The organism is Pseudomonas sp. CM27 (genome assembly GCF_013179515.1).
Lineage (GTDB): Bacteria > Pseudomonadota > Gammaproteobacteria > Pseudomonadales > Pseudomonadaceae > Aquipseudomonas.
On sequence record NZ_JABMCN010000220.1, the window covers coordinates 1 to 10,438 of the forward strand.

Genomic DNA, 10,438 nt, shown 5'->3' on the forward strand with positions numbered 1-10,438 from the left:
CGAGATCGCCGGCAGCGAGACGGCGACGATGGTCTGGTCGAGCGCGCCGAGGAAGATCGCCAGCATCAGGGCGGTGAGCACGTTGCGCAGGGAGGTGGGCGGCAGGGCGGCGGTCACGGGTTTACCTTGTCTGTGTTTGGCTGCTTCTTCACGGGCTTGCCGGCGAAGAACCCACGAATTGTAACCTGAGTTAGGTAGCTTCCTATGTACTATCTGCATCCCCTATGCAAGATCGGCATTGGCGCATTCATCCAGTGCTGCATGGCCGCGTGATATCGTTGGTATGCCACAGCGGCTGAAATCCGGGGCCTGCACCAGCTTGGTGCAACAATATGCCGCAGGTTTTCCGCCCGTTGTCTCCCACACCTTTTATTCCTCTGCCTGCATGTCGAGCATGACCGCCCGGAACGCGTCGGTTGGAACAGGCCAGGTAGACCCGATTACAGGGGTCGGTAGTTACCGTTCAAATTTCAACTTACATTGCGGAGTGATCATGCCCAAGGCTTCCCATCAAGATCTGCGTTTTGCCTTCCGCGAGCTGCTCGCTTCAGGTTCCTGTTTCCACACCGCATCGGTATTCGACCCGATGTCGGCACGCATTGCCGCAGACCTGGGCTTCGAGGTCGGCATCCTTGGCGGTTCCGTCGCGTCGTTGCAGGTGCTGGCCGCGCCGGACTTCGCCCTGATCACCCTCAGCGAGTTCGTCGAACAGGCCACTCGTATCGGCCGGGTAGCGCAGCTGCCGGTGCTGGCTGACGCCGACCATGGCTATGGCAACGCGCTGAACGTGATGCGCACGGTCACCGAACTGGAGCGCGCCGGTGTGGCTGCGCTGACCATCGAGGACACCCTGCTGCCTGCCCAGTTCGGCCGCAAGTCGACCGACCTGATCCCGGTCGAGGAAGGCGTGGGCAAGATCCGTGCGGCGCTGGAGGCGCGGGTCGATTCCTCGCTGTCGATCATTGCCCGCACCAACGCTGGCGTGCTCAGCACCGAAGAAATCATCGTGCGCACCCAGAGCTACCAGAAGGCCGGCGCCGATGGCATCTGTATGGTGGGTGTGAAGGACTTCGAGCAGCTGGAAAAGATCGCCGAGCACCTCACCGTGCCGCTGATGCTGGTCACCTATGCGAACCCGAACCTGCGCGACGACGAACGCCTGGCACGCCTTGGCGTGCGCATCGTGGTAGATGGCCATGCCGCCTACTTTGCCGCGATCAAGGCCACGTATGACTGCCTGCGGCTGCAGCGCGGCCAGCAGAACAAATCGGAAAGCCTGAGCGCTACCGAGCTCTCGCACACCTACACCCAGCCTGAGGACTACATCCGCTGGGCCAAGGAATACATGAGCGTCGAAGAGTGAGCGGCCGGGGGGCCGTCAACTCAACGGACGGCGCTCAAGGTTGCGCTGTGAGGCACGCAATGTGCCTGCTCGCAACTGGCGGCGGCGCTGGGCTGGCTGCGCAGCAGTTCGGCGCGCCAGCAGGCTGAGCCGTAGAGCCCTGCGACTGCAGTCAGGGCCATGACAAGGGCGACTCTTCTTGATTTGATGCCCATGGTGCTCACCTCCTGGTACAGCGATAGGTGATACCAAGAAGCATAGTCTATACGTTGACATGCACCGGCCTCATCGCCGGCAAGCCAGCTCCCACAGGTACGCCATCGCAGCCAAAGCCAGCGCTATACCTGTGGGAGCTGGCTTGCCGGCGATGAGGCCACTATGTCCATTACAAATCGCGGTCCCACTCCGGCTCGTCCTGAAACCGCTGTACCAGAAAGTCCAGCATGCTGCGCAAGGTGGCCGGCATGTGCTTGCGCGAGGTGTACACGGCATTGAGACTCAGCTCGCGCGGCTTGGCTTGTGGCAGCAGGCGCACCAGCACACCTCTGCGCAGGGCCTCGGCGGCCTGGTAGGTGGGCAGCAGGGCGATGCCGGCGCCGGCCAGCGCGGCTTTCTGCAGGGTCATCGCCTCGTTGGCACTGATGTTCCCCGCCACCGGCACCGCGACCTGCTGGCCGGCCACCTCGAATTGCCAGAGGCTGTGCCCGAAGTAGGCATGGGTCAGGCAGTTGTGTCGGCTCAATTCCTCGACCCGTTGCGGCGTGCCATGCTCGTGCAGGTAGGCCGGTGCCGCGCAGACCACCGAACGGCACACGGTCAGGCGCCGGGCGATCAGGTTGGGGTCCAGGTCGTTGCTGGTGCGGATTGCCAGGTCGATGCGCTCATCCACCAGGTTGACGGTGCGGTCGAGCATCTGCAGTTCCACCTTCACCCCAGGGTAGCGGCGCACATAAGCAGCCACTGCATCCGCCAGCTGTGCCTGGCCGAAGGAGGTACTGACGCTGATACGCAGTGCGCCTTTCGGCGCGTCATCTGGCTGCTGCACCGCCGCCTGCAGGTCTCCGGCCAGTTCCAGCAATTGCCGGCAGCGCGGCAAGGTTTCCTGCCCGGCAGCGGTGAGGCTGAGCTTGCGGGTGGTGCGCTGCATCAGCCGGGCGCCCACCCACGCCTCCAGCTCGGCCAGGTAACGCGACACGACGGGGCGAGAAAGCTGCAGCTGATCAGCCGCCGCCGACTGGCTGCCCAGGTCGACGACGGTGACGAAAACGCGCATGGCGTTGAGACGGTCCATGATTTGCCCGGTTTCAGAAACAAACTATGTTCAAGCATCGCATTTTTTGTCACGGATCTGGCAACTAAGCTGTAGGGCATTGCTCATCTGAAGGCGTTGCCCATGTCTCTGTTCACCCCTTTGCGTGGCCTGCTGCTGGCCTGTGTAACCCTGGCCGGCCCGGTGCTGGCCGCCGAACCCTTGCAGCTGGAGGTCTACAACCCCGGGCACGCGGCGATTTTCCCGGTCAGCTCGGTGATCGTCAGCGGCCAGCACGACGCCGTGCTGGTCGATGCCCAGTTCGGCAAGGCCCAGGCGGAGCAGCTGGTACAGCGCCTGCGGGCCAGTGGCAAATACCTGGCCAGCATCTACATCAGCCATGGCGACCCGGACTACTACTTTGGCCTCGACACCCTGACCCAGGCCTTCCCCGATGCCAAGGTGCTGGCCTCGGCGGCCACCGTTGCGCACATTCGCCAGACAATGGATGCCAAGCTGGCGTACTGGGGGCCGCAGATGGGTGCGGACAAACCGGTAAGGCTGGTGGTGCCGCAGGTGCTCGAGGGCCACAGCCTGACCCTGGAAGGGCAGGCCCTCGAGGTGGTCGGCCTGGATGGCCCGCAGCCGGATCGCAGCTTTGTGTGGATCCCGTCGATCAAGGCGGTGGTGGGTGGCGTGGTGGTGTCCGAGCATATTCATGTATGGATGGCCGACACGCAAACGGCCAGGTCGCACGCCGACTGGCTTGGCACCCTGGCGCACATCGAAGCGTTGGCGCCGCGCACGGTCATCCCGGGCCACTACCTGGGCGATAGCAGCCGCTCGCTGAAGGCCGTGCGCTTTACTGCCGACTACATCCGTGCTTTCGATGCCGAAACCGCCAAGGCGAAAGATGCTGGCGCGTTGATCAAGGCGATGAAGCAGCGTTACCCGGGCCTGGCCGATGAAAGCTCGCTGGAGCTGGGGGCCAAGGTCGCCAAGGGCGAAATGAAGTGGTAATTCCGTTCAACTGATGGAGAGTATCCCATGAGCAAGATTGCAATCATCGGTGCCACTGGCCGCGCTGGCAGCCAGTTGCTGGAAGAGGTCCTGCGCCGTGGTCACAGCGTGCTGGCCATTGCCCGCGACCCTTCGAAGCTGCAGGGGCGTGACGGGGTGACCGTCATGGCACTGGATGCCAAGGACAGCGCGGCCCTTCAAGCGGCAGTGGCGGGTGTGGACGCGGTGCTGAGCGCGGCGCATTTCTCCACCATGGAGCCGCAGGCCATCATCGAACCGGTCAAGCGCGCCGGGGTCAAGCGCCTGCTGGTGGTGGGCGGTGCCGGCAGCCTGTTGCTGCCGTCGGGGCTTCGGGTAATCGACAGCCCGGACTTCCCGGAGGCGTACAAGGCCGAGGCCACTGCCGGGGTGCGTTTTCTGGAGGCGTTGCAGCGCGAGCCGAACCTGGACTGGACGTTCCTCTCACCGTCGGCGGAGTTCGTTGAAGGGGCGCGCAGCGGGCACTACACGTTGGGCAAGGACCATCTGCTGATCGGTGCGGATGGCAAGAGCTGGATCACCTTTGCCGACTATGCGATTGCCATGCTGGATGAGCTGGAGAAGCCGCAGCATTCACGTCAGCGGTTCACAGTCGGCTATTGAGTTGCCTTCTTCGCGGGCGAGCCCGCGAAGAGGCCTTCACAGGCTGGCCTGGCCCTCCAGCCAGTCCAGCAACTCCATCAATCCCGCCGGCAAGTTCCTGGCCTGGCTCACCAGGTAATAACCTTTACCGGTCAGCACCTTCAGCGCAAACGGCATGCACAACCGCCCACCACGCAAGTCATCGCCAACCAGCGACCAATCACCGATAGCCACCCCTGTCCCCTGTGAAGCCATGGCCATTGCCATGTCCAGCGTCTCGAAGTGTTGCTTCGGCCCCTGTGCAGCCAGCGTTACCCCAGCCGCCTGCAGCCATAACCGCCAGTCGTGCTCATCCCGCGAAGGGTGCAACAGCATGTGCCGGGCCAGGTCCTCGACCTGCTGCAACGGTACCGGCCCCTGGCGCAGTGACGGCGCACACACCGGCGTAAGCTGTTCATCGAACAGCTTGCGCACATGCAGCCCATGGTTTGGCGCATCGCCATAGACCACCGCGGCATCGAAGCCTTCCCGACGAAAATCAACCCCATGCTGCACGGTGGTGGTCAGTTCCACCGGCACATCCGGGCGCAGTGCCTGCCATTCCATCAGGCGCGGCAGCAGCCAGCGCATCACGCAGGTCGGCGCCTTGAGTTGCAAGGTCGCGCGGCGCCCACCCACTTCGTGCACCCCTTGTTCGATCAGCGCGAACACCTGCTGCACCCGTGGCAACCAGTCCTGGCCTTCACGGGTCAGGCTCAAGCCACGGGCCTCGCGCTGGAACAAGGCATAGCCCAGGTGCTGCTCAAGGGCGGCGATCTGGCGGCTCACCGCGCCTTGGGTGATGTGCAGCTGTTGCCCGGCACGGGTGAAGTTGCAGTGCTGGGCGGTGACCAGAAATGTGTGGAGGGCGGGCAGGGGCGGGAGGCGTTTCATTGCGCTAAGCCATGATTACAGGACATGGCTAGTATGTGTTTTTTTGCATTGTGGGCATAGCCACCGCTTGGGTCCAATAAGGGCTCAACCCAACAAGATACATGGTGAACCCCGATGGCAACGTGCGGCGAAGTACTGGTAAAACTCCTTGAAGGCTATGGCGTTGACCATGTCTTCGGCATCCCCGGTGTACACACCGTGGAGCTTTACCGTGGCCTGGCGGGCTCGTCCATTCGTCATGTCACGCCGCGCCATGAGCAGGGCGCGGGGTTCATGGCCGACGGCTATGCGCGCACCCGTGGCAAACCCGGGGTGTGTTTTATCATCACCGGCCCGGGCATGACCAATATCACCACCGCCATGGGCCAGGCCTATGCCGACTCGATCCCGATGCTGGTGATCTCCAGTGTGCAGTCCCGTGATCAGCTGGGCGGCGGCCGTGGCAAGCTGCACGAGCTGCCGAACCAGGCGGCGCTGGTAGCGGGTGTGGCCGCGTTTTCCCACACCTTGATGAGTGCGGCGGACCTGCCGCAGGTGCTGGCCCGGGCCTTTGCCGTGTTCGACAGTGCCCGGCCGCGCCCGGTGCATATCGAGATCCCGCTGGATGTGCTGGTGGAACCCGCCGACCAGCTGCTGCCGGGCCGCCCGGTGCGTGGCAGCCGGGCGGGCGCCGCACCGCAGGCCGTGGCCCAGATGGCCGCGCGGCTGGCCCGGGCGAAGCGGCCACTGATCCTGGCGGGCGGCGGGGCGCTGGCTGCCGGGGCTGCGCTGGCGCGCCTGGCCGAACACCTGCAGGCCCCGGTGGCGCTGACAATCAATGCCAAGGGTTTGCTGCCGGCCAGCCACCCGCTGCAGATCGGCTCTACCCAGTCGCTCCCGGCCACGCGTGCGCTGGTGGCTGAGGCCGACGTAGTGCTGGCAATCGGTACCGAGCTTGCCGAAACCGACTATGACGTGACCTTCAAAGGTGGTTTCGAGATTCCGGGCAGCCTGCTGCGCATCGACATCGACCCGGACCAGACCGTGCGCAATTACTTGCCAGAGCTAGCGCTGGTGGCCGATGCCGAGCTGGCGGCCGAAGCACTGCTCGGCGCCTTGCAGGCCCAGCCGCAGCCCGTGCGTGAAAGCACTTGGGGTGTGACCCGGGTGGCCAACCTGCGCCAGGTGCTGGCAGAAGGTTGGGATCAGCCAACCCTGAGCCAGACGCGTTTGCTGAAGGCGATTCTCGAACGCCTGCCCAATGCGATTCTGGTGGGCGACTCTACTCAGCCGGTGTACACCGGCAACCTGACCGTGGACATGGACCAGCCACGGCGCTGGTTCAATGCCTCGACTGGCTACGGCACCCTGGGCTACGCCCTGCCAGCGGCCATGGGCGCCTGGCTGGGCAGCGCGCAGCAGGCCGGCGAGCGGGCGCCTGCGGTGTGCCTGATTGGCGATGGCGGTTTGCAGTTCACCCTGCCGGAACTGGCCAGTGCGGTGGAGGCACAGGTGCCGCTGGTCGTGCTGCTGTGGAATAACCAGGGGTACGAGGAGATCAAAAAGTACATGGTCAACCGCGCTATCGAGCCGGTCGGGGTGGATATTCATACCCCGGACTTCATCGGTGTGGCGCGGGCGTTGGGGGCTGCGGCAGAAAACGTTGCGGATGTGGCGCAACTGCAGGCGGCGCTGGGGCAGGCGGTGGAGCGCAAGGGGCCGACCTTGATCCAGGTGGACCAGAATCAGTGGCAGGACACGGTCATTGGTTGAACTTTGATCCTGGATTGCTGGTGCTGGCCCAATCGCCGGCAAGCCAGCTCCCACAGGTACAGCGCATGCCGCCAGGTTGATGCGATCCCTGTGGAAGCAGGCTTGCCGGCGATAGGGCCGGTACAGCCACCATGAGCTTCAACCAGCAGTAGCCCGCAACCTGGCCACATCGCGAATCGGCGGTGCGCCATACAGCCGGCTGTATTCGCGGCTGAACTGCGACGGGCTTTCATAGCCCACCCGGTAGGCGGCCACTGCCGCCTCAAGCCCGTCATTGAGCATCAGCCGCCGCGCCTCCTGCAGGCGCAGCTGTTTCTGATACTGCAACGGGCTCATGGACGTCACCGCCTTGAACCTGTGGTGCAAGGTCGAGGTGCTCAGGTTCACTTCCCGGGCAAGATCCTCGATGCGCAGGGGCAACTGGTAGTTTTGGTTGAGCCAGCTGATGGCCTGGCAAACCCTGTGCGTCTGGCTATTGGCCAAGGCAATTTCATACAGCCGATGACCCTGCGGCCCACGCAGCAGGCGGTAGAGAATCTCACGACGGATCAGCGGCGCCAGCATACCGATGTCGCGCGGAGTCTCCAGCAGGCGGATCAGCCGCAGTAGGGCATCGAGCAACGCGGCATCGGTTTTTTCCACATACAGGCCTCGGCCCGAGGGGCGGTTGGGCACCAGCATCGGCCCGCTCTCGGCGATCAGCTGGCTGATCTCGGCAGGGTCCAGGTCCAGGCGCACGCCAAGGCTGGGGTTCTCGGGGCTGGCGTCGAGCTTCACGGCGCTCAGCGGCAGGGTCACCGATACCACCATGTAGTGCAGCGGGTCATAGGCGTACTGCTCGTCGCCGAGAAACAGGCTTTTGCTGCCTTGGGCCAGAATGCACAGCGCCGGTTGGGCAAAGGTTGGTACCGAGCGCACGTTTTCGGTATAGCGCACCAGGTACAGGTCATCGATGGCCGAAGCCGGGCCATGGGGATCGCCGGCGTGGCGACGGATCAGCTCGGCAAGCTCCTGGCGCTGCAGCTCCAGGGACGGCTCGGTGGAGGTGGCGGTGGGCATGTTGGCGTTCCTCTGATGACCCACGCAGCATAAGTTTGCGCCGTGTCGGGCGCTAGTCGAAAGCTGCAGCCCGATTGCCTGATCCTGCCGCGTTGCAGGATCAGGCAATCGGCGTGCAGTAATGGCCTAACGCGGCTCGCGCTCAAGACCCTAACCTTGGCAGCCTGGTTTATCCGTCCGCTGGCTTCAAGGAGATTGTGCAATGACCCTACAACAACCGGTCACCCACCTTGCTTTCATCCGTGCCAGCAGCGGGCGCTCGGCGGAGCTGGGCGCCCGCCTGCGTGACCTGCTCGAGCCCTCGTTGCGTGCACCAGGTTGCCTGAGTTTTACCGTGCAGCGATCGCAGGCGGATGCGGACTTGTGGTTGCTCAGCGGAAGCTGGCAAGACCAGCAGGCGATGAGTGGATACTTCGCTTCGCCGACGCTGGAGGTGTTTGGTGAGCTGGTGCAGGCGCAGGTGGTCAGCAGCCTGGATCTGCATACCTTTGATTGATGTATTGCCTGTACTGGCCCTATCGCCGGCAAGCCAGCTCCCACAGGTTCGGCGCAGGTGCTGAATGGAGTAATATGCCGCAAATTGATCAACGAAGCGGACAGCAACATGGCACGTAGGGAATTCCCGCAATTCGAAGCGGTTTCGGCGATGGTGCCGGTGGACGGTGGCGGCTACAACGCGGCCATCGCGGTCAAGGCTTTGGCAGGCGGCGCACCGCGCTTCCACAAGGTGCTCGATGGGCAGGTGTTCAAGGGCGCCGTGGCCGCCGACGAAGCGGCCACCGCCGAGCTGCAACGCCTGCAGGGCGTCAGCGAAGAGGGTGAGCTGGTCTGGTGATCAGGCCGGCGGCCGGGCCATCTTGAACAGGTTGCCCAGCTCGAAATAGTCCGCCGGGCCACCGCCTCGCAGGATCGGTTCGGCGGCAGCAGTATCGTAGATGCCGTTGTTCAGCAGGTGCTCGGCAATGTGCACCGCCACCACTTCACCCAGGATCAGCCAGCTGGGCACCAGCGCCTGGTCGGCCCGCTTGAGCTGCACGATCTGGCTGACCTTGCACTCGAAGGCTACCGGCGTTTCGCCCACACGCGGCACCTTGACGATGCGCGATGGCGCTGCGCTGAGGCCGCTCAATTCGAACTCGTTCACTTCGGCAGCAACCGGCGCGCAGCTCTGGTTCATCTGCTCCGCCAGTGGACGGGTGGCCAGGTTCCAGACGAATTCGCCGGTCTGCTCGATGTTGTTCAGGCTGTCTTTGCGCCCGACACTGCAGAAACCGATGATCGGCGGGATGTAGTTGAAGGCGTTGAAGAAGCTGTAAGGCGCCAGATTCAGGCGGCCTTCGCGGTCCTGTGAGGAGATCCAGCCGATAGGGCGGGGGCCGACGATGGCGTTGAACGGGTCGTGGGGCAGGCCGTGGCCTTTGGCGGGTTCGTAGTAATACATCTGTGCTGGGCTTGTTGGCCCTACCTCCTGGTGGACAAGGCGCCTAGTGTGCCAAGCCTGTGCCCGGCTGAAAATGATCAAGCCCGGCAAAAGCCGGGCTGGGCGCTCGCATCAGGGATCAGCTGATGCGGTGGGCGTTGGTGCGGTCGAAACCGTCTTCGGCAAAACGTTGGCCGCCGGTGCGGTCGAAACCGTCTTCGGCAAAGCGTTGGCCGCCGGTGCGGTCGAAACCGTCTTCAGCAAAGCGTTGGCCGCCGGTGCGGTCGAAACCGTCTTCAGCAAAGCGTTGGCCACCGGTGCGGTCGAAACCATCTTCAGCGTAGCTGGCGGATTGGCTCTGGGCTGTGGCGAAGGTGTGGGCGTCGGTGCGGTCAAAGCCATCTTCAGCGAAGGCGCCAGCAGCGAAAACCGAAAGGGCCAAGGTCAGGATAAGTTTGTTTTTCATGGTCGTTGCTCCGGGGTGGATGAAGTTGTTTGTTTCCATGGGTTGAATGCTACTCCGATTAAGTTGATTAAAAAGCGCAAAAATATGCAATTTAAGATCTAATAAATCGATATGTTGAGGCGCGGGTCCGGTGAATTGGACAGCGGCCTGACTCTGGAAGCGTCCGCAGTTGCGGGCAGCGTTCTGCCAGCCAATGCAGCTTGATGGTGTGGAATTAATGGGGCGTTAAGAAGGAAAAACCTGACGGCCGAGGCCGATGTACGTATTTTTCATGAATCACCAACCGATTTTTCAGGCGCTGCTCAGCACCATCGCCGCACCTCAAACCGGAGCGGCACAATAATGAACAAACTTCCGCAAATCACCCTGGCCTTCTGGGTCATGAAGATCTGCGCTACTACCTTGGGTGAGACGGCAGGCGACTTGCTGTCGATGACCCTCGACATCGGCTATGCGCTCAGTTCGCTGATGCTGATCAGCGTGTTCCTGCTGACCCTGCTCGGTCAGCTGTACTCGCGCCGCTACCACCCGATGCTGTACTGGCTGGTGATCCTCTCCACCAGCACCGCCGGCACC

The 10,438-nt window shown here is 63.3% G+C and carries 12 protein-coding genes and 1 pseudogene; 7 read left to right on the forward strand and 6 right to left on the reverse strand.

The features are described 5' to 3' along the window. Positions 1-117, reverse strand: a 117-nt coding sequence (locus HP547_RS29740) for a hypothetical protein (protein ID WP_372242916.1), incomplete at its 3' end; no start/stop codon positions are given. Positions 118-493: 376 nt separating this feature from the next. Between HP547_RS29740 and HP547_RS22740 the strand changes: the two genes are divergently transcribed. Further along, positions 494-1,363 carry an oxaloacetate decarboxylase gene (locus tag HP547_RS22740; RefSeq protein ID WP_172226641.1) on the forward strand — a complete coding sequence of 290 codons (870 nt, stop codon included), beginning with the start codon at positions 494-496 and terminating at the stop codon, positions 1,361-1,363. 364 nt (positions 1,364-1,727) lie between these two features. Here HP547_RS22740 and HP547_RS22745 read toward each other — a convergent pair whose 3' ends face one another. Then, positions 1,728-2,633 (reverse strand): LysR family transcriptional regulator, encoded by a 906-nt coding sequence (locus HP547_RS22745; RefSeq protein ID WP_172226644.1) that lies wholly within the window; start codon positions 2,631-2,633, stop codon positions 1,728-1,730. Between the two features lie 102 nt (positions 2,634-2,735). Here HP547_RS22745 and HP547_RS22750 point away from each other — a divergent pair, with 102 nt between their 5' ends. Then, the gene (locus HP547_RS22750) at positions 2,736-3,611 is read left to right on the forward strand and encodes an MBL fold metallo-hydrolase (RefSeq protein ID WP_172287492.1); all 876 of its coding nucleotides are present in this window, start codon (positions 2,736-2,738) and stop codon (positions 3,609-3,611) included. 27 nt (positions 3,612-3,638) lie between these two features. After that, positions 3,639-4,253, forward strand: a complete 615-nt coding sequence (locus HP547_RS22755; RefSeq protein ID WP_172226650.1) for an NAD(P)-dependent oxidoreductase — start codon at positions 3,639-3,641, stop codon at positions 4,251-4,253. A 36-nt stretch (positions 4,254-4,289) separates the two neighbouring features. On the opposite strand, the gene HP547_RS22760 is transcribed toward HP547_RS22755, so the two are convergent. Next, positions 4,290-5,165, reverse strand: a complete 876-nt coding sequence (locus HP547_RS22760) for a LysR substrate-binding domain-containing protein (RefSeq protein ID WP_172287494.1) — start codon at positions 5,163-5,165, stop codon at positions 4,290-4,292. A 114-nt stretch (positions 5,166-5,279) separates the two neighbouring features. Between HP547_RS22760 and HP547_RS22765 the strand changes: the two genes are divergently transcribed. Further along, positions 5,280-6,917 (forward strand): 5-guanidino-2-oxopentanoate decarboxylase, encoded by a 1,638-nt coding sequence (locus HP547_RS22765; RefSeq protein WP_172227838.1) that lies wholly within the window; start codon positions 5,280-5,282, stop codon positions 6,915-6,917. 138 nt (positions 6,918-7,055) lie between these two features. Here HP547_RS22765 and HP547_RS22770 read toward each other — a convergent pair whose 3' ends face one another. Then, positions 7,056-7,976 (reverse strand): AraC family transcriptional regulator, encoded by a 921-nt coding sequence (locus tag HP547_RS22770; protein WP_172287497.1) that lies wholly within the window; start codon positions 7,974-7,976, stop codon positions 7,056-7,058. A gap of 202 nt (positions 7,977-8,178) precedes the next feature. On the opposite strand from HP547_RS22770, the gene HP547_RS22775 reads away from it, so the two are divergent. After that, positions 8,179-8,472: a putative quinol monooxygenase gene (locus HP547_RS22775; protein WP_172227842.1), complete on the forward strand. Its 294-nt coding sequence runs from the start codon at positions 8,179-8,181 to the stop codon at positions 8,470-8,472. A 108-nt stretch (positions 8,473-8,580) separates the two neighbouring features. Continuing rightward, positions 8,581-8,811, forward strand: coding sequence for a hypothetical protein (locus tag HP547_RS22780; RefSeq protein ID WP_172227844.1), 231 nt, complete (start codon positions 8,581-8,583; stop codon positions 8,809-8,811). On the opposite strand, the gene HP547_RS22785 is transcribed toward HP547_RS22780, so the two are convergent. Both HP547_RS22785 and HP547_RS22790 read right to left on the reverse strand, forming a co-directional pair. Further along, on the reverse strand, positions 8,812-9,417 hold the full coding sequence (locus tag HP547_RS22785) for a flavin reductase family protein (RefSeq protein ID WP_172227846.1): 606 nt from the start codon (positions 9,415-9,417) through the stop codon (positions 8,812-8,814). 118 nt (positions 9,418-9,535) lie between these two features. Further along, on the reverse strand, positions 9,536-9,862 hold the full coding sequence (locus tag HP547_RS22790) for a hypothetical protein (RefSeq protein WP_172287500.1): 327 nt from the start codon (positions 9,860-9,862) through the stop codon (positions 9,536-9,538). A gap of 342 nt (positions 9,863-10,204) precedes the next feature. Here HP547_RS22790 and HP547_RS22795 point away from each other — a divergent pair. Further along, positions 10,205-10,438, forward strand: a pseudogene (locus HP547_RS22795) (hypothetical protein); the annotation flags it as partial.

What these genes read in the sequence shown, in the direction of transcription:
- HP547_RS22750 (WP_172287492.1), top strand. Translation starts at nt 2,736, where the DNA reads ATGTCTCTGTTCACCCCTTTGCGTGGCCTGCTGCTGGCCTGTGTAACC.
- HP547_RS22755 (WP_172226650.1), top strand. Translation starts at nt 3,639, where the DNA reads ATGAGCAAGATTGCAATCATCGGTGCCACTGGCCGCGCTGGCAGCCAG.
- HP547_RS22740 (WP_172226641.1), top strand. Translation starts at nt 494, where the DNA reads ATGCCCAAGGCTTCCCATCAAGATCTGCGTTTTGCCTTCCGCGAGCTG.
- HP547_RS22775 (WP_172227842.1), top strand. Translation starts at nt 8,179, where the DNA reads ATGACCCTACAACAACCGGTCACCCACCTTGCTTTCATCCGTGCCAGC.
- HP547_RS22790 (WP_172287500.1), bottom strand. Translation starts at nt 9,862, where the DNA reads ATGAAAAACAAACTTATCCTGACCTTGGCCCTTTCGGTTTTCGCTGCT.
- HP547_RS22785 (WP_172227846.1), bottom strand. Translation starts at nt 9,417, where the DNA reads ATGTATTACTACGAACCCGCCAAAGGCCACGGCCTGCCCCACGACCCG.
- HP547_RS22765 (WP_172227838.1), top strand. Translation starts at nt 5,280, where the DNA reads ATGGCAACGTGCGGCGAAGTACTGGTAAAACTCCTTGAAGGCTATGGC.
- HP547_RS22770 (WP_172287497.1), bottom strand. Translation starts at nt 7,976, where the DNA reads ATGCCCACCGCCACCTCCACCGAGCCGTCCCTGGAGCTGCAGCGCCAG.
- HP547_RS22745 (WP_172226644.1), bottom strand. Translation starts at nt 2,633, where the DNA reads ATGGACCGTCTCAACGCCATGCGCGTTTTCGTCACCGTCGTCGACCTG.
- HP547_RS22760 (WP_172287494.1), bottom strand. Translation starts at nt 5,165, where the DNA reads ATGAAACGCCTCCCGCCCCTGCCCGCCCTCCACACATTTCTGGTCACC.
- HP547_RS22780 (WP_172227844.1), top strand. Translation starts at nt 8,581, where the DNA reads ATGGCACGTAGGGAATTCCCGCAATTCGAAGCGGTTTCGGCGATGGTG.